At 52.4% G+C, this 18,669-nt stretch carries 18 protein-coding genes and 2 tRNA genes; all 20 read right to left on the bottom strand.

Annotated features, from left to right (window positions below):
* Window positions 1-25: 25 nt before the first annotated feature.
* Window positions 26-1,690: a ribonuclease J gene (locus tag FIV45_RS10865; protein ID WP_099472216.1), complete on the bottom strand. Its 1,665-nt coding sequence runs from the start codon at window positions 1,688-1,690 to the stop codon at window positions 26-28.
* Window positions 1,691-1,708: 18 nt separating this feature from the next.
* Window positions 1,709-2,491, bottom strand: a complete 783-nt coding sequence (locus FIV45_RS10870) for a type III pantothenate kinase (RefSeq protein ID WP_099472215.1) — start codon at window positions 2,489-2,491, stop codon at window positions 1,709-1,711.
* Window positions 2,492-2,524: 33 nt separating this feature from the next.
* Window positions 2,525-3,283 carry a biotin--[acetyl-CoA-carboxylase] ligase gene (locus FIV45_RS10875; RefSeq protein ID WP_204602137.1) on the bottom strand — a complete coding sequence of 253 codons (759 nt, stop codon included), beginning with the start codon at window positions 3,281-3,283 and terminating at the stop codon, window positions 2,525-2,527.
* A gap of 3 nt (window positions 3,284-3,286) precedes the next feature.
* Window positions 3,287-4,777 carry an NADH-quinone oxidoreductase subunit NuoN gene (gene nuoN, locus FIV45_RS10880; RefSeq protein ID WP_099472214.1) on the bottom strand — a complete coding sequence of 497 codons (1,491 nt, stop codon included), beginning with the start codon at window positions 4,775-4,777 and terminating at the stop codon, window positions 3,287-3,289.
* 11 nt (window positions 4,778-4,788) lie between these two features.
* Complete coding sequence (locus FIV45_RS10885; RefSeq protein ID WP_099472213.1) at window positions 4,789-6,288, bottom strand: NADH-quinone oxidoreductase subunit M; 1,500 nt, start codon at window positions 6,286-6,288, stop codon at window positions 4,789-4,791.
* Window positions 6,288-8,219, bottom strand: coding sequence for an NADH-quinone oxidoreductase subunit L (nuoL, locus tag FIV45_RS10890; RefSeq protein WP_099472212.1), 1,932 nt, complete (start codon window positions 8,217-8,219; stop codon window positions 6,288-6,290). Before nuoL ends, FIV45_RS10885 begins: the two co-directional genes overlap by 1 nt.
* Before the next feature lie 7 nt (window positions 8,220-8,226).
* On the bottom strand, window positions 8,227-8,535 hold the full coding sequence (gene nuoK, locus FIV45_RS10895) for an NADH-quinone oxidoreductase subunit NuoK (protein ID WP_099472211.1): 309 nt from the start codon (window positions 8,533-8,535) through the stop codon (window positions 8,227-8,229).
* 27 nt (window positions 8,536-8,562) lie between these two features.
* Entirely contained in the window at window positions 8,563-9,174 is a 612-nt protein-coding gene (locus tag FIV45_RS10900) for an NADH-quinone oxidoreductase subunit J (RefSeq protein WP_099472210.1), read from the bottom strand.
* Between the two features lie 11 nt (window positions 9,175-9,185).
* Window positions 9,186-9,674, bottom strand: a complete 489-nt coding sequence (nuoI, locus tag FIV45_RS10905) for an NADH-quinone oxidoreductase subunit NuoI (RefSeq protein WP_099472209.1) — start codon at window positions 9,672-9,674, stop codon at window positions 9,186-9,188.
* A gap of 22 nt (window positions 9,675-9,696) precedes the next feature.
* Window positions 9,697-10,689, bottom strand: coding sequence for an NADH-quinone oxidoreductase subunit NuoH (gene nuoH, locus FIV45_RS10910; RefSeq protein ID WP_099472321.1), 993 nt, complete (start codon window positions 10,687-10,689; stop codon window positions 9,697-9,699).
* A gap of 64 nt (window positions 10,690-10,753) precedes the next feature.
* Window positions 10,754-12,808 (bottom strand): NADH-quinone oxidoreductase subunit NuoG, encoded by a 2,055-nt coding sequence (gene nuoG / locus FIV45_RS10915; protein ID WP_099472208.1) that lies wholly within the window; start codon window positions 12,806-12,808, stop codon window positions 10,754-10,756.
* Between the two features lie 20 nt (window positions 12,809-12,828).
* Window positions 12,829-14,112, bottom strand: coding sequence for an NADH-quinone oxidoreductase subunit NuoF (gene nuoF, locus FIV45_RS10920; RefSeq protein ID WP_099472207.1), 1,284 nt, complete (start codon window positions 14,110-14,112; stop codon window positions 12,829-12,831).
* Window positions 14,112-14,729: an NADH-quinone oxidoreductase subunit NuoE gene (gene nuoE / locus FIV45_RS10925; protein ID WP_099472206.1), complete on the bottom strand. Its 618-nt coding sequence runs from the start codon at window positions 14,727-14,729 to the stop codon at window positions 14,112-14,114. Before nuoE ends, nuoF begins: the two co-directional genes overlap by 1 nt.
* On the bottom strand, window positions 14,726-15,904 hold the full coding sequence (locus FIV45_RS10930) for an NADH-quinone oxidoreductase subunit D (RefSeq protein ID WP_099472205.1): 1,179 nt from the start codon (window positions 15,902-15,904) through the stop codon (window positions 14,726-14,728). Before FIV45_RS10930 ends, nuoE begins: the two co-directional genes overlap by 4 nt.
* Window positions 15,905-15,906: 2 nt before the next feature.
* The gene (locus FIV45_RS10935) at window positions 15,907-16,530 is read right to left on the bottom strand and encodes an NADH-quinone oxidoreductase subunit C (protein WP_181040062.1); all 624 of its coding nucleotides are present in this window, start codon (window positions 16,528-16,530) and stop codon (window positions 15,907-15,909) included.
* 12 nt (window positions 16,531-16,542) lie between these two features.
* Complete coding sequence (locus FIV45_RS10940) at window positions 16,543-17,091, bottom strand: NuoB/complex I 20 kDa subunit family protein (RefSeq protein ID WP_099472204.1); 549 nt, start codon at window positions 17,089-17,091, stop codon at window positions 16,543-16,545.
* On the bottom strand, window positions 17,082-17,447 hold the full coding sequence (locus FIV45_RS10945) for an NADH-quinone oxidoreductase subunit A (protein WP_099472203.1): 366 nt from the start codon (window positions 17,445-17,447) through the stop codon (window positions 17,082-17,084). Before FIV45_RS10945 ends, FIV45_RS10940 begins: the two co-directional genes overlap by 10 nt.
* A 358-nt stretch (window positions 17,448-17,805) precedes the next feature.
* Window positions 17,806-17,882: transfer RNA gene (locus tag FIV45_RS10950), tRNA-Asp, on the bottom strand.
* Window positions 17,883-17,990: 108 nt separating this feature from the next.
* Window positions 17,991-18,066 (bottom strand) — tRNA-Val (locus tag FIV45_RS10955).
* Window positions 18,067-18,194: 128 nt separating this feature from the next.
* Window positions 18,195-18,473, bottom strand: coding sequence for an HU family DNA-binding protein (locus FIV45_RS10960; protein ID WP_204602150.1), 279 nt, complete (start codon window positions 18,471-18,473; stop codon window positions 18,195-18,197).
* Window positions 18,474-18,669 lie beyond the last annotated feature (196 nt).

The raw sequence follows: 18,669 nt of genomic DNA on the forward strand, positions 1-18,669 counted from the left end.
CATTTAGTCCCTTGTTATTTGCAGGTTATATCCGGGTGACATTCACCGATGTCACGGGCCCGGTTTCCTTGTTGGTATAATATTTCGCCGCCTTGCGGGCTGCAACGCGCACGGCTTCTGAGATTTTGGTATCGTTCATTCGCTGTTTCCGGGTCAAGCCCCCTATCGCGGCAAGAGCCGCGTCGCGGATAACCTCGTCAAAAGGTTCCTGTCCGGCCGCGGGATTGCCAAGGTTGCTCACCTGTGGCGGGCTCAGGACATCCCCCGCGTCATCGACCACCAGCGACACCACCAGCGCCCCATTATACAGGATACGGCGGCGGGTAACGATGGCGTCATCCTCATCTGGAATCAGAAAATGCCCATCCAGGGCCAGTCGGCCGACATGAAACCGCTCTACAATTTCAACCGGGCCCGGCGCCAGCCTGATCAGGGTGCCGTTTGACGGAACGATGGTTTTGCCAATACCCTGTGCCCGACCAAATTCAGCCTGTCGTTGCATATGACGCAGCTCGCCATGCACCGGCACCAGAATTTCGGGCCTTGTCCATTCATACATCTGGGCCAATTCCTTTTGCCCCGGATGACCCGACACATGCACGAAAGCGTCTTTTTCCGTAATCACCTCGGCCCCCATGCCGATCAATGCATTATGCAGACGACCAATCAACGTCTCGTTCCCCGGAATGATCTTGGAAGAGAAAATCACCGTGTCGCCCCCGCTGATGGTCACATCCCGGTTATTGCCCTGGGTGATGCGCATCAGGGCGGCGCGCGCCTCTCCCTGACAGCCGGTGCAGATATACAGCACCCGGTCATTGGGCAGATACCCGGCGTCACTCTCATCAACGATATTGGGGAAATCTTTCAAATAGCCAGCTTCCCGCGCCGCCGCCACATTGCGTTTCAGGGACCGCCCGACCAGACAGACGTCGCGGCCATTGTCCCGCGCGGCCTGCGCCAGCGTATCGACCCGTGCGACATTGGACGAAAAGGTGGCGCAAAAAACCTTACCCTTCTTCGTTGCCAGAAGTTCCGTGATCGTCTGCCGCACCTTTTTCTCGGACCCGGAAGGCTCGACGTTAAATACGTTGGTCGAATCACACACCAGCGCCAGAACACCGTTATCACCGGCTTTACGGATTTTAGCTTCGTTGGTCTTATTACCCAGCAACGGATTAGGGTCCAGTTTCCAGTCCCCCGTGTGAAAAACAGAGCCCAGCTTGGTTTTAATCACGACTGCATTGGGCTCCGGTATCGAATGCGTCAGCGACAGGAAATCAACCGTGAAAGGCCCGACCTCGACACTACCCTCCAGCGGAACCTCGATCAACGGCACCTGATCAAGCAGCCCGGCTTCGGTCAGCTTTAGGCGGATCAGAATCATGGTGAAAGGCGTGGCATATACAGGACAACGGAACCGTTCCCACAAATGCGCCAAAGCGCCCACATGATCTTCGTGGGCATGGGTAATGATCAATCCCGCCAGCTTGTCCCGGCGTTCTTCGATAAAGCTGGTGTTGGGCATGATCAGGTCAATACCCGGCAAGTATGTATCGGCAAATGAAATGCCGCAGTCCACCATCAGCCATTTCCCCTCGGTCTGATACAGATTGAGGTTCATGCCGATCTCCCCGGAACCGCCAAGCGGCAGGAAGTACAGGGCATCTTTACTGTTTGATTTGGCCATAAAGGTTATATGTTCCGTCTAACTGTTTCGGGTGTAAATTTCTGAAAGACCATACGTGGTCAGTTCTTGGTCAACGGCTTCCATATCGGGAATTTCATCGAAGAACAACGGTGCGAGACCGCCTGTGGCCAGGACTTTCATCTCTGCGCCCTTGTGGGTTTCGGCAAATTCCGCCTTGATCCGGCGCACAACCCCTTCCACCAGACCGACATAGCCCCAGAAAATGCCCGACTGGATCGCCGTAACCGTCCCGGTACCGATCACCTTTTCCGGCTTTTCGACCGCTACCCGTGGCAATTTCGCTGCCGCCATATGCAGGGCTTCCACCGACAGGTTAACCCCGGGTGAAATGATGCCCCCGCAATAGTCGCCATCCTCGTCAATCACATCAAAGGTGGTCGCTGTGCCAAAATCAATAATGATCATCGGCCCGCCGTATTTGATATGGGCGGCAACGCCATTGACCAGCCGGTCGGCGCCCACCTCTTTCGGGTTGTCGAGCTTGATTTTTATCCCCAGATCAACATTGTCTTCGCCCACCACCAACGCCGTGCAGTTGAAATACCGCCGACATAGCAATTGCAGGGGAAACAGGGCCTGGGGCACCACGGTGGCGATGATCGCCCCACTGATTCCATCCGGGGAAATATTCTCAAGTTTCATCAGTTGGGTCAACCAGACCATATATTCATCGGCCGTCCGGCTCGACGAACTTGAAATTCGCCATTTATGACGCAACTCATTCCCGTCATGCAGCGCAAAAACGATATTGGTATTCCCCGCATCTATCGCAAGAAGCATAATCAGTCCTTAGGGTTAGCACAATTCATGGAATCAGTTAAAGAAAACGTCTCCCGCTGTAATATGTCGCCTTTCGCCTGCGACTTCAAGAATAAGTGCACCTGTTTCATCAAGATCGACAAAGCGCCCCTGAAGCGCTTCATTTGGCAAGCGGACAGTAATTTCCTGTCCGATGCCCTGGGCAACTGCTTTCCATGCCTTGCGGATCGGGGCAAAGCCGTGTTTTTTCCACTGGCACAGCCAATGGTCCATCGACGGCGCCAGGCGCGCCATCACCCGCGCTGGCGTTTCATCAACAGCGCCTTCCTGTTCAAGACAAGTCGTGGGATACAACACTTCTGTCGGGCAATGCCTGATATTGACCCCGATGCCGATCACCACATGGGACGGCGCATTCCCGCCCTGCCCGGTCGTTTCCAGAAGAATTCCGGAGATTTTACGCCCCCCCACCAGAACATCATTTGGCCATTTGCAGGTGACCTGATCAACGGACTGAAGAATATCCGCCATCGCATCCCGAACCGCCAACGCCGCGACAAAGGACAGCTGAGAAGCCGTTGCAAGGTCACAGTCAATCCTGTAGAGAAGTGATGTGAACAGGTTGCCGCTTTCCGATATCCAGGTGCGGCCCCGTCGCCCCTTGCCCGCCGTTTGCCGTTCGCTCACCACCCATAGATTTCCCGCATGTCCCGCCTCAGCGCATCGCACACACTCAAGATTGGTGCTGTCCAGAACGTCAAATGCCCGAAGGTCGAAACCTTCGGGCATCGGAAAGTTTTTCTCAAACGCCATGAATTAGGAAATCAGGGCCGCAGCCGCCATTCTGGCATACTCCAGAACAGGGCCGTTGACCTGAGGCAACAGAAACAGGATCAGCAAAGTCGCCGACAAGGCCATGATCGTCGAGATATTTTTTGATTTCTGCGGCACAAATTCATCGGCCGGCGCATCAAAAAACATAACCTTCACCACCCTCAGGTAATAATAGGCCCCGATCACGCTGGCGATCACACCGATAACCGCCAGAATAATCAAGCTGTAATTTGTCGCCATCGGATCGGCAACCGCCGTCGCAACAACTGCTTTGAAGACATACCACTTGCCCAGGAAGCCTGCCAGAGGGGGAATCCCCGCCAAAGACAACATCATGATCCCGAGACCCGCGGCCATCGCCGGACGGCTTTTCACCAGCCCGGACAGGTCGGTGATATCCTCCACCATACCGTTTTTGCGGCGCATGGACAGAATACAGGCAAAGGTGCCGACATTCATCACCAGATAAATCGCCATGTAAATCACCAGACCGCGCAAGCCTTCCTGACTGCCGGCGGCAAGACCAACAAGCGCAAACCCCACATGACCGATGGAACTATAGGCCATCAGACGTTTGATGTTGGTCTGCACCACAGCCGCAACGGAGCCCAGCACCATCGAGGCCAGCGACATAAAGATAATCACCTGGCTCCAGGAAGACGCCATATCACCGAATGGCACATAGAGCACCCGCACCAGAAGCGCCAGAGCCGCCACTTTAGGGGCAACCGCGAAGAAGGCTGTCACCGGTGTTGGCGCGCCTTCATATACATCCGGTGTCCACATATGAAACGGAACCGCAGAAATCTTGAATGCCAGACCGGACAGGATCAGCACCATACCGACGATCGCGCCGATATTGGCCCCGTGATCACCGGCATGAGACAAGGTTTCCGCCAGAACGGAGAAATTCGTACTGCCAAGGAAACCATACACCAGAGAACTGCCGAACAGCAGCATACCGGATGACAAGGCGCCAAGAACGAAATACTTCAGACCGGCTTCCGTCGACCGTTCACTTGTTCGACGAATAGAGGCCAGGACATAGAGGCTCAAAGATTGCAGCTCCAGCCCCATATACAGGGACATCAGGTCATTGGCGGATACCATCACCATCATGCCGAGGGTCGCCAGAACCATCAGAACCGGATACTCGAAACGTTCTTCCTGCTCGTCCTTGAAATACTGTAGCGACATGATCACCGCCAGAGCCGAAGCCACCAGCACCAGAAGTTTCATGAAAGAGGTGAAGCGGTCCGCAACGAACATATCACCGAAAGTGAAAACGGCCGTGTCATTCCAGGTTACCGTAATGAACAGCGTGACAATCATCAGGCCTGCTGACAAAAGCGACACCAGAGACGTGGAACTGTTGCCCCGGAACACCCCGAGCATCAAAAGCGCCATAGCGCCAACCGCCATCAACAGTTCGCCGTAAGCCGGTACAAGATCAGGAAGCATTGTTTCAGTCATTTCTATTCTCCCTAATGCGCAACGGTTTGAGCAACCGCCGACAGGGCTGCTTGATGATTAGTGATAAGATTTTCAACAGATACATGCATGAATTCCATAAAGGTTGCCGGATAAATCCCCATCCACAAGGTGAAGATCACCAGAGGCGCAAAAATCAGAATCTCTCTTCTGTCCATATCCATCATGGCTTTCAGGTCTTCCTTGACCAACTCGCCAAACACCACCTTGCGATAGAGCCACAGCATATATGCCGCGCCAAGAATAAGACCGGTCGCCGCGAAGAAGGCTGTCCAGACACTGACCTTGAACAGACCGATCAGGACCAGGATCTCGCCAACGAAGTTACCGGTGCCCGGCAGGCCGACAGAAGCCATGGTGAAGAACATGAACGTCAGGGCGTATTTCGGCATGATGTTGACCAGGCCGCCATAGCGGGAAATTTCCCGGGTATGCAGGCGATCATAGATCACGCCGACACAAAGGAACAAGGCGCTGGCGACAAAACCATGGGCCAGCATGACCATAATCGCGCCTTCAATCCCCTGAGAGTTGAAGGTGAATATGCCGAGCGTGACGAAACCCATATGCGCGACAGAGGAATAAGCAATCAGCTTTTTCATGTCCTGCTGCATCAGGGCCACCAGCGATGTATAAATGATGGCGATCACGGACAGGGTATAAATCAACCAGGCCAGTTCCACAGACGCATGCGGGAACATCGGCAGGGAGAACCTCAGAAAGCCGTAGCCGCCCATTTTCAGCAAGATCCCCGCCAGAATGACCGAACCCGCCGTTGGCGCCTGCACGTGGGCGTCCGGCAGCCAGGTATGCACCGGCCACATCGGCATCTTCACCGCGAAAGAGGCGAAGAAAGCCAGAAACAGCCAGGTCTGGGCGTTAACATCAAAACCGTGAGCCATCAGCGTAGGTATATCCGTAGTCCCCGCCTGGAAATACATATACAGCATCGCCAGCAGCATGAAGACCGAACCAAGCAGAGTATAGAGGAACAGCTTGTAAGAAGCGTACACCCGGTTCTTGCCACCCCATATCCCGATGATCAGGAACATCGGGATCAGGCCGCCTTCAAAGAACATATAGAACAGCACGATATCAAGAGCACAGAACACCCCGATCATCAATGTTTCCAGGATCAGAAAGGCAATAAGATATTCCTTCACCCGGTCCTTGATCACGTCCCATCCAGTCAAAATAACAATCGGCATGATAAAGGTGGTCAGCATCACGAACAAGATCGAGATACCGTCAACGCCCATATGATAGTTGATGTTATCGCCTAACCAGGCCGTTTTTTCGACGAACTGGAAATCAGCCGTGGTTTTGTCAAAAGTAAACCACAGGATCAGAGAGGCAATGAAGGTGAATATCGTTACCCACAAGGCCGCGTTCTTCGCATTGCGTTCGGCGTTTTCGCCTTTGGTCAGCAAAATGAACACCACCCCCAGCAACGGCAGGAAAGTAATAATCGAAAGAATTGGGAAGTTTTCCATTAGCTTGCCCCTCCAATAAACCAGGTCACGAAGGCGGCAACGCCCATTAACATTGCGAAGGCATAGTGATACACATAACCGCTCTGCAACGCTTTAAACCGTCGGGCCAGGGTCATGACACTGGCCGCGGCCCCATCCGGCCCAAAGCGATCGATGACATTCTCGTCCCCCTTCTTCCACAGGAAGACACCAATTTTTTTCGCCGGTTCAACAAACAGGAAGTCATAGATTTCGTCAATATACCACTTGTTGTAAAACAGGTTATAGAGGTAGCGGAAACTGCCGGCAAAAGCCGCCGGTGTTTCCGGTTTCCAGATGTAAGCGTAAATCGCCCCCAGGAAGCCCAGAACCATAACAACGAATGGTGCGGCGACAACCCAGCCCGGCACATGATGCGCGGCTTCCATAACATTTGCGGCAGCATCTTTCAGGAACAGGGCCTGACCCCAGAAGTCCTCGTAATGATGGCCAACAAAGTTTTCCTTGAAAACAAAACCGGCCGCCAGAGCGCCCGCCGCCAGAACATACAACGGCACCAGCATCCAGTTGGTGCTTTCATGCACATGGTCCTGAACCGACTGGGACGCGCGGGATTTGCCAAAGAAGGTCATAAACACCAGACGCCAGCTATAGAAGGACGTCAGCAAAGCTGCGAAGACCCCCATGAAGAAAGCATAATCCGACCACGGGTTATTCGCGGCAAAGGCGGATTCGATGATCATATCCTTGGAATAGAAGCCAGCGAGAAACGGAAATCCGGTCAAGGCCAACGTTCCGATGGTCATCATCGCAAAAGTAATCGGAATTTTATTCCACAGACCACCCATCTTGCGCATATCCTGCTCATCGCTCATGGCATGGATCACTGAACCGGACCCTAAGAACAACAAGGCTTTAAAGAAAGCATGGGTGAAGAGATGGAAGATCGCCGCCCCGTAAGCCGACACCCCGAGTGCAAAGAACATATACCCCAGCTGCGAGCAGGTGGAATAGGCAATCACGCGTTTGATGTCATTCTGGGTCGTGCCAATCGTCGCCGCAAAGATAGCCGTCGATGCGCCAACCAGTGTCACGAACGCCAGCGCGTCAGGTGAAAATTCGAAAATTGGCGAACAACGCGCCACCATAAAGACACCAGCCGTCACCATGGTCGCGGCATGGATCAACGCCGACACTGGGGTCGGGCCTTCCATCGCGTCCGGCAACCAGGTATGCAAGCCGAGCTGAGCCGACTTCCCCATGGCGCCGATAAACAGCAGGATACACATGGTCGTGATCAGGTCGAGTTCCATCCACAGGAAGTGAATTTGCTGCCCCTGCAATTCCGGGATCTTGGCAAAGACGGTTTCAAAGTCAACCGACCCAGTTGCCATAAAGACCAGAAGAATACCGAGTGCGAAACCAAAGTCGCCCACCCGGTTAACCAGGAACGCCTTGATGGCGGCGGCACAGGCGGACGGCTTCTTGTACCAGAAACCGATCAGCAAATATGAAGCAAGTCCAACGCCTTCCCATCCGAAGAACATCTGAACGAAGTTATCTGCGGTCACCAGCATCAGCATGGCGAAGGTGAACAGGCTCAGATACGCCATAAAACGCGGTTTGTGCGGATCGTGGCTCATATAGCCGACGGAATAGATATGCACAAGACAGGAAACCGTATTGACCACCACCAGCATCACCGCCGTCAGGGTGTCAACCTTGAACGCCCAGTTAAAGCTCAAATCACCGGAGGTCACCCAGTTCATCACGGTGACATGCTCAACAGTATGACCAAGTCCAATCTGGAAAAACGCCACCCATGACAGGATCGCTGACAGGATCAACGCCCCGCAGGTTATGGCTTGCGCCCCCTTGTCCCCGAGCTTACGACCAAACAGACCCGCAATAATGGCAGCAAGAAGCGGTCCGAAAACAATTATCTGATACATCAAACTCTTATCCTTTCATCAGATTAATGTCTTCAACCGCGATGGTGCCACGGTTGCGGAAATAGATCACGAGAATAGCAAGGCCAATCGCGGCCTCCCCCGCGGCGACGGTCAGGATGAACATCGTGAACACCTGGCCCACCATATCCTGCAGATAAGCCGAGAAGGCCACAAAGTTGATATTGACCGCCAGCAGAATAAGTTCCACCGACATCAAAATAATGATCACATTCTTTCGGTTGAGAAAGATGCCGAAGATGCCAATGGTAAACAACATGGCCGCAACGGTCAGATAATGAGCAAGTCCGATTTCCATTTCTTTTTCCTACCTAAACTTTGGGCCTTAAACGCCTTGGCCAGGCTTAACTTTAACAACTTCATAGGCATCACCGCGACGCCGCATGACCTGCTTGTTGATATTCTGTTTCTTGACGCCCGGACGCTTGCGGTGGGTCAGCACAATCGCGCCGATCATCGCCACCAGCAGGATCATGCCGGCCATCTGAAACAGGAAGATATATTTCGTGTAGAGCAAACTGCCGAGCGCCTCTGTATTGGACATCTCGTTCAAAGCAGGAATAGCTGTCGCCGGGTCAGTGACCACATGGTCCACCAGTCCCCAGCTCATACCAACCAGCGCCAGTTCCGCCAGCAAGATCACCCCGATCAGACCGCCAATCGGCAGATATTTCTGAAACCCTTTACGCAGTTCGCTGTAATCAATATCGAGCATCATCACTACGAACAGGAACAATACGGCGACCGCACCGACATACACAATCACCAGGATCATGGCGACGAATTCCGCCCCCAACAGAACAAATAGTCCGGCAGCGTTAAAGAAAGCCAAAATCAGATACAACACCGAATGCACCGGGTTGCGGCTTGATACCACCATCATCCCGGAAAAAACCGTGACAGTGGCGAATAGATAAAAGCACAATGTAAAAATCATATTATCTCATCCTACCTGTATGGTGCGTCAAGTTTGATGTTGGTGGCAATTTCCTGTTCCCACATGTCACCGTTCTTCAACAGCTTTTCTTTATTGTAGAAAAGCTCTTCACGGGTTTCTGTGGCGAATTCGAAATTCGGCCCCTCAACAATGGCTTCCACCGGACAGGCTTCCTGACAATAACCGCAGTAGATACATTTGGTCATGTCAATGTCGTAGCGGGTCGTGCGCCGCGTGCCGTCATCGGCGACGGCCGCCTCGATCACGATCGCCTGCGCCGGACAGATGGCCTCGCACAGCTTACAGGCGATACAGCGTTCTTCACCGTTTTCATAACGGCGGAGCGCATGTTCGCCGCGGAAGCGCGGGCTCAAGGGTCCTTTTTCGTAAGGATAGTTGATGGTGGCTTTCTTGCGGAACATATAGCGGAATGTCAGCCACATGGCTTTGACAAATTCGCTCAGCAAGAAGGTCCGTGCTGCGTGTTTGAGAAGAGTCATATCTATATCCGTCTCTTTTCCGTTACGCCGGTATCTTGTCGGTCAACAACAAGAATAATCCGGTTAAAACTACCCAAAGTAATGAAATCGGCAGGAATACTTTCCAGCCCAGGCGCATCAGCTGGTCATAGCGGTAACGGGGGACCGTCGCCTTGACCCAGGCAAATACGAAGAACATGAAGAAAATCTTGCCAAAAAACCAGATCCACCCCGGAATAACATAGAGCGGCGCCCAATCAAAAGGGGGCAGCCAGCCGCCAAGGAAAAGAATACTGGTCATAGCGCACATCAGAATGATGTTGGCATATTCGCCGAGGAAGAACAGGGCGAACGACATGGAGGAATATTCGATCTGGTAACCCGCAACAATCTCGGCTTCCGCTTCCGGCAAGTCAAACGGCGGCCGGTTGGTTTCCGCCAGTGCCGAGATGAAGAAGACAATAAACATCGGAAACAGTGGCGTGAACCAATATCCATTGACGCCCAGGAAGGTTCCCTTTTGCGCCATAACGATATCACTGAGGTTCAAAGACCCCACGCACATCAATACGGTCACCAGTACAAAACCGATGGAAACCTCGTAAGACACCATCTGCGCCGAAGACCGGAGTGCGCCAAGAAAGGCATACCGCGAGTTACTGGCCCAGCCGGACAGGATAATGCCGTAAACGCCGAGGGACGAAATCGCGAAGAGATACAGGATACCCACATTCAGATCCGCCAGAACCATGCCCGCATCAAAGGGGATCACCGCCCAGCCGACAAGGGCCAGAATGAAGGTCAAAGCCGGAGCCAACAGGAAGATAAACTTGTTGGCGCTCGCCGGAATGATGGTTTCCTTCAGGAACAGTTTCAGGCCATCCGCGAAAGATTGCAACAGGCCCCAGGGACCCACCACGTTTGGTCCGCGGCGCATCTGCATCCCGGCCCAGACCTTCCGGTCCATGTAAACGCTCATGGCGACAACCAGCAGCAGCGGCAGTGTAATCGCGAGAATGCCGGCAACAATACCCATACCGGTTGCGAGCCAGGGGGCCAGTGTGACGCCGAACGCCCAAAAGAAGAATTCAACGAGTAAATCAGCCATTGGTTGCCTTTGCCTCCGCTACAAATTTGGCCCCTTCATAGGCCGTACTGCATTCCGCCATCACTTTCGATGCCCGTGCAATGGGATTGGTCTGATAGAAATCCCGGAAGATATTGCTGATCGGTGTCTCGGACGCAGTGCCCGCCACCCCGAAATCGGCCCATTCTTCTTTGGGCAACTGGTCGACCTTAGCCACCTGCGGGAATTCAAGAACAAGTTTGTTGCGCAATTCCGCCAGATTGTCATATGGCAGGGTATGACCCAGTTTTTCAGACAACGCCCGCAGGATCGTCCAGTCTTCGCGGGCTTCGCCCGGACCAAAGATCGCCCGCGGCGCGACCTGCACCCGGCCTTCGAGATTAATATAAGTGCCCGGTTTTTCCGTATAGGCAACACCCGGCAGGATGACGTCGGCATGTTTCACGCCTTCGTCGCCGTGATGGCCCTGATAAACCACAAAAGCCTTTTCCAGCCGTGCGCTGTCAAATTCATCCGCGCCCAGGTTAAAGATCACCTCGATATCGCCGCTGGCGGCTTTATCAAGAATACCATTCACGCCCAGATCAGAGACAAGTCCCAGATCCATCGCACCGACCCGGCTCGCCGCATGATGCAGCATATTGAACCCGTTCCAGTCTTTCTTGACCATGCCGAACTTGTCGGCAATATCATGGGCAAGCTTCAGGATCGTGGCTCCGTCCGGATGACAAACCGCACCAGACCCGAGAATGATCATCGGCTTCTTGGCCGCTTTCAGGGTCTTGGCGAAATCGCCTTTGCCTTTCAGCAATTCTTCCAGAGCCTTCACTGTATCGCCAAGATCCAGCACCGGATAGGTTAGGTTTTCCTGTTCGCCGACAGAAGCTATCGCGCCACGTTTTGATAAATAGCGCAGACGAATATTCAATACTGCCGCCTCTTTCCGTGGGTTTGTGCCCACCAGAAGCGCCGCGTCCGCCTCATCAATCCCGGCAATACTCGTATTGAAAAGATACCCGACCCGATGTTTGCCGCCATATTTAGCGCCGTCCTGACGACAGTCGATGGTGGTGGAGCCGAGCGAACCCAGCAAGCCTTTCAGGGCATACATGCTTTCCATATCACACAGATCACCGACCAGACCGGCTATTTTGTCACCGCTCAGGCCCTTGACTTTCTGCGCGATAACGTCGAAAGCTTCGTCCCAGCTAGCCGCTTTCATCACACCATCTTTGCGCACATAAGGCGTATCAAGCCGTTTGTATTTCAGACCATCAACGGCCTGACGGGTTTTGTCGGAAATCCATTCTTCGTTAACATCTTCATGAACCCGGGGCAGGAAACGCATCACTTCACGTCCGCGGGCGTCAGCCCGAACGCTGGCGCCCATGGCGTCATGCACGTCGAAGGTTTCTGTCGATTTCAATTCCCAGGGCCGCGCCGTAAAGGCGTAAGGCTTGTTGGTCAGCGCCCCCACCGGGCAAAGATCAACCACATTGCCGGACAGTTCCGAGGCAAAAGGCTGTTCTTTATAGGTGGTGATTTCCATATGATCGCCGCGACCGATACCGCCCAAGGCCGGCACACCGGCAATCTCGTCAGCAAAGCGTACACAGCGGGTACAATGAATACAACGGGTCATCACGGTTTTCACCAGCGGTCCGAAGTCATCCTTGGCGACAATCCGCCGGCCTTCTTCGTAGCGGTTATCATCGCCACTGTAATAGAGATACTGATCCTGCAGGTCGCATTCGCCACCCTGGTCACAGACCGGACAATCAAGCGGATGGTTGATCAGGGTGAATTCCAGCACCCCTTCCCGGCCGCGTTTGACTTTTTCGCTCTTGGTATGGATGACCATACCGTCACCGGCAGGCATGGCGCAGGAAGCAATGAGCTTCGGCGCTTTTTCCATTTCAACCAGACACATGCGGCAGTTGCCCGAAATGGACAGACGTTCATGGAAACAAAAGCGCGGAATTTCAATCCCGGCGGCTTCACAGGCCTGAAGTACGGTTGACCCGGCTTCTACCTCTACCTCTATTCCGTCGACGTTAAGCGTTGGCATTCGTTAAACTCCACACTTCCTCAAGCCGCAGTACGGCTGTTTTTATATTCCAGAATACGACGTTCCACTTCCGGGCGAAAATGACGGAACAGACCCTGAATGGGCCAGGCCGCGGCATCGCCGAGCGCACAAATGGTATGCCCTTCAACCTTCCGGGTTACATCAAGCAACATATCGATCTCGTCCAGTTCCGCCTCGCCGGATACCATACGGATCATCACCCGTGACATCCAGCCGGTGCCTTCGCGACAAGGCGTACACTGACCACAGCTTTCATGATGATAAAATTCGGACAGACGCGCAATCGCCCGCACGATGTCTGTAGATTTATCCATAACGATCACCGCCGCCGTGCCAAGACCCGTGCCTTCGGCGCGCAGACTGTCAAAATCCATAAGAACTGTATCGCAAACGCTTTTGGGGATCATATGAACGGAAGATCCACCCGGGATCACCGCCAGAAGATTATCCCAACCGCCACGCACGCCACCGGCATGCTTCTCAATCAGTTCCTTCAGCGGAATGCCCATTTCCTCTTCCACATTGCAAGGATTGTTCACATGCCCTGAAATACAGAAAAGTTTGGTTCCGGTGTTATTTTCCCGCCCGAGGCTGGCGAACCAAGCCCCGCCGCGCCGCAGAATAGTCGGCGCAACTGCAATGGATTCAACGTTATTCACCGTTGAGGGACAGCCATAAAGACCGACGTTGGCCGGAAATGGCGGCTTCAGGCGCGGTTGGCCTTTCTTGCCTTCCAGGCTTTCGATCAATGCGGTTTCTTCGCCGCAGATATAAGCCCCGGCACCGCGATGGACATAAACATCAAACTTGTAGCCACTGCCGCAGGCATCGTCACCGATCAGGCCGGCTTTGTAACATTCGGCGATGGCGTCTTCCAGAACCTTGGCTTCATGGACGAATTCACCACGAATATAGATATAGGCCGCACAGGCCCGCATGGCGAACCCCGCCACCAGACAGCCTTCGATCAGCTTGTGCGGGTCATGACGCATAATTTCCCGGTCTTTACAGGTCCCGGGCTCGCCTTCGTCAGCATTGACCACCAGATAATGAGGTCGGCCATCAGATTCTTTTGGCATGAAAGACCACTTCAGGCCGGTCGGAAAACCCGCCCCGCCCCGACCGCGCAGGCCGGAAGATTTCATTTCGTCAATGATCCAGTCAACACCCTTGGCCAGAAGTTCCTTGGTGCCGTCCCAGTCGCCACGTTTTTTCGCCGCGTCAAGTCCATAGCTCTGATAGCCATAGAGATTGGTAAAGATACGATCCTTATCAGCCAGCATTATACTTTACCTCCCTGTGTCGCACAGAATTCTTTCAGGGTCGTCGGGCCGCCCTGAGGGGCAGACTTGTGACGGTCTGTGGTTTGTGGTCCGGGAACCGGCACCTCGCCGCTTTTAATCGCCTGAATGAATTTCCGGGTGCTCTGATCGTCCAGATCCTCGTAATATTCTTCTTTATAGGCAATCACGGGGGCATTGACACAGGCCCCGGCGCATTCAACTTCCAACAGGGTAAATTCGCCGTCTTCTGTTGTTTCGCCAAACCCGATACCGAGTTCCTGCTTACAAGCGGAAACCACATTATCCGAGCCGCGCAACCAGCAAGGTGTCGTGGTGCAAACCTCGATCACATGCTTGCCAACAGGCTTCAAATTATACATGGTGTAAAAGGTCGCGACCTCATTCACCCGGATATAGGGCATTTCCAGCATATCGGCGATATATTCCATCACCGGCACGGACACCCATCCATTGTTCTGTTCCTGCGCCTTTTGCAGCAGCGGCATGACCGCGCTTTGCTTCCGGCTTTCCGGGTATTTCGCCAATTGGGTTTCGGCCCATTTTAAATTCTCGGGCGTAAACGCGAACCCTTCGGCGTTTCTTACACTGATGTTCATCGGTCAATTTCTCCGAACACGATATCAAAAGAACCGATCAATGCCGGAATATCCGCCAGCATATGACCCTTGGCGACATGGTCCATCGCCTGAAGATGCGCATACCCCGGTGCGCGAATTTTACAACGGTAAGGCTTGTTGCTGCCATCGGACACCAGGTAGACACCAAACTCACCCTTTGGCGCTTCGACCGCAGCATAAACCTCACCTTCAGGCACTTTAAAGCCTTCGGTATAAAGTTTGAAATGCTGGATCAAGGCTTCCATCGACGTCTTGATCGTCGCCCGCGGCGGCGGAGTGATGGTGTGGTCCGTCGAGATCACAGGGCCTTTCGGCATCTTCTCAATACACTGACGAATAATGCGCAGACTCTGATACATTTCCTCGATACGGACGACATACCGGTCATAGCAATCGCCGTTCTTACCGACAACAACATCAAAATCAATTTCGTTATAAACATCGTAAGGCTGCGATTTACGCAGGTCCCACGGCACGTTTGAGCCCCGCAGCATCACACCACTGAAGCCCATGGCGTGACATTCCTCAACGGAAACCACGCCGATATCCACATTGCGCTGCTTGAAAATCCGGTTTTCCGTGACCAGTGTTTCCATGTCATTGAGCGTTTTAGGGAAATTATCGCACCAACGCAGAATATCATCGGCAAGACCGGCCGGCAGATCCTGATGAACACCGCCAGGACGGTAATAGTTGGCGTGCAGACGCGCACCACACACCCGCTCATAGAATTCCATCAGCAATTCGCGTTCTTCAAAGCCCCAGAGGATCGGCGTCAAGGCGCCCACATCCATACCATGAGCCGTGATATTCATAATATGATTGAGGATACGGCCAATTTCCGCATATAGAACGCGGATATACTGGCCACGCTCCGGCACTTCCAGTTCCAGCAACTTTTCAATCGCCAGACAGAAAGCGTGTTCCTGGTTCATCGGAGACACATAATCAAGGCGGTCAAAATAAGGAATTGCCTGCAGATAAGTCTTGTTCTCGATCAGTTTTTCCGTACCCCGGTGCAGCAGACCAATATGCGGATCGGCCCGCTCAACAACTTCGCCGTCAAGTTCCAGAATCAGACGCAGCACCCCATGCGCCGCCGGATGCTGTGGTCCAAAGTTGATGTTGTAATTTTTAATGTCGACTTCAGCCATAATTAACCCTCCTGCCCTTGATCGTCAGCTTTTTCATCTCCGGGCAGAATATATTTGGCCCCTTCCCAGGGACTCATGAAATCAAAATCGCGGAATTCCTGTGGCAAGCTCACCGGCTCATACACCACGCGTTTTTCTTCTTCACTGTAGCGCAGCTCAACATAGCCGGTCAGCGGGAAGTCCTTGCGTTGCGGATGTCCCTGAAAACCATAATCAGTCAGGATGCGGCGCAGATCAGGATGATTATCAAACATGACGCCGTACATATCCCATACCTCACGCTCGTACCAACTGGCGGATGGGAAGACCTCTACCACGGAAGGCACCGGCGTTTCATCGTCGGCTTCGACCTTGATCCGAAGACGAATATTGTGCTTCAGGCTCAACAGGTGGTAAACCACATCGAAACGTTTCGGACGTTCCGGGTAATCCACACCGCAGACATCGACCAACTGAACAAATTTACAGCTGCTCTCGTCGCGAAGATGGGTCAGGATCGTAACGATCTTGTCCGCACGGGCCGTAAGGGTCAATTCACCAAACGCCACCTCATAGCCGTTCACTTCATTTTCCAGGGCCCCAGCAATAGACTGACCCATTTCCTTGAGGGTATCCAGGTTACTCATCTGCATCACACCTTATCTGTCCAGGGACACTGTTCGACGAATTTTCTTCTGCAATTGAAGAATGCCATATACCAGCGCCTCAGCTGTCGGAGGACAACCGGGAACATAAATATCTACGGGAACAATTCTGTCGCAACCGCGCACTACAGAATAAGAATAATGATAATAGCCGCCGCCATTGGCGCAGCTTCCCATGGAAATCACATAGCGGGGTTCCGCCATCTGATCATAAACCTTGCGTAACGCCGGAGCCATCTTATTGGTCAGCGTCCCCGCAACGATCATCACATCAGATTGACGCGGGGAAGCGCGTGGGGCAAATCCCATGCGTTCCACATCATAGCGGGGCATACTGGAATGCATCATCTCAACGGCGCAACACGCCAGACCAAACGTCATCCACCACAAAGACCCGGTACGGGCCCAGGCAATGACATCATCCAGATTGGCGACAACAAAACCCTTATCGGACAATTCATCAGAAATGGACTTAAAGTATGCATCCTGATCTGCAACCGGCAGATTTGCGATGTCGTCCTTCTTTGTCATGTCTACTCCCATTCCAAAGCACCTTTCTTCCACTCATAAATAAACCCGATGGTCAGAACCCCCAGGAAAATCATCATGGAGACAAATCCAAACAAGCCGATTTTACCAAGAGATACCGCCCAGGGAAAGAGGAAGGCCACTTCCAGATCAAAAATGATAAACAGAATGGCGACCAGATAGAAGCGCACATCAAAGGGCTTCCGGGCGCTATCAAAGGCTTCAAACCCACATTCGTACGCGGACAGCTTTTCCGGATCCGGCTTTTGCTTGACCAGCAACATGGGGAGCACAATGAACACGCCTGACAAGACGATCGCAATAAAAAAGAAAATCAGAATTGGAAGATATTCGAGCAGCAATTCATTCATCTGTGCCCAACCCCTTCTATATAAAATTTGGTGAGCAGGATTCTATCTGACTAGAACGGAGCCACCCACATTGAAAACGGTCACTTGTTTGCTCAATCCTCAGCGTGCGCAACGGAACAGGTATGATTGTTAAAACCACAAAACATAAGTTTCAGCCACCCACTCCAAGGCTTGAACCCTCGCCAAGCTTAATAGACTGAAGCGAAGCAAATTGCCAATGATTTTTTCGTAAAAAACTTCACTTATGAAATTATATAGCAGAGGAAAAGCAGATGTACAAATACTGACTTACAGAACCCGGACAGGAACCATATTAGAATTACATCATGAAATGAATTTGAAATGAGGAAAAAGAGAGTGGCGGGAGTGACGGGACTCGAACCCGCGACCTCTGGCGTGACAGGCCAGCGCTCTAACCAACTGAGCTACACCCCCCTGGGTGTGTGTGACTGATTTAAGCTATTGCCCCGGATCAGTCAAGCAACTTTTTAATTTTATTTCGAAGAAATTTAATCAACTAAGTTACTGTAATATTTAAGATAATGGTGGGCGATGAGAGACTCGAACTCCCGACATCTTCGGTGTAAACGAAGCGCTCTACCAACTGAGCTAATCGCCCCATCTTCTTAAATCAAGATGCCGTCAAGCATCTTGTGGGTGCATATCTACAGGCTGCATGGAGATATGTAAAGCATAAAAAAGACGGTTAGCATTTTTTTTGCTAACCGTCTTTTTTAATTAGATAAATTACTTGTTCACAGCGTCTTTAAGGCCTTTACCGGCTTTAAATTTAGGCTGCTTGGAAGCAGGAATTTGTATTTTTTCACCGGTACGTGGGTTACGGCCTTCGCTGGCTGCACGTTGTGCAACACTGAAAGTACCAAAACCGACCAAACGTACTTCGTCACCAGAAGCCATTGCGCTTGTGATTGAAGAAAATACGCCATCAACAGCTGATGCTGCGTCTGCTTTTGAAAGGTCTGCGGCAGTTGCCACGGCGGCGATGAGATCGTTTTTGTTCACTATCTTCCCCTTATGTAAAGTATTATTGAACTGGTTAAAAGTGAATGCAGTTTAGCCACGGTTTTTTCATCCGTCAAAGAAAAAACCCTACAAAACTGCGGTTTTTCACATAAAGTTTGCTTGACATTGAAATTAAGCTGCTATTATCCAACAAAAAAGCACATCCTTCCGTCAAAGATGTGCTTTTTAGGCTAATAAA

It is taken from the genome of Paremcibacter congregatus, assembly GCF_006385135.1.
Lineage (GTDB): Bacteria > Pseudomonadota > Alphaproteobacteria > Sphingomonadales > Emcibacteraceae > Paremcibacter > Paremcibacter congregatus.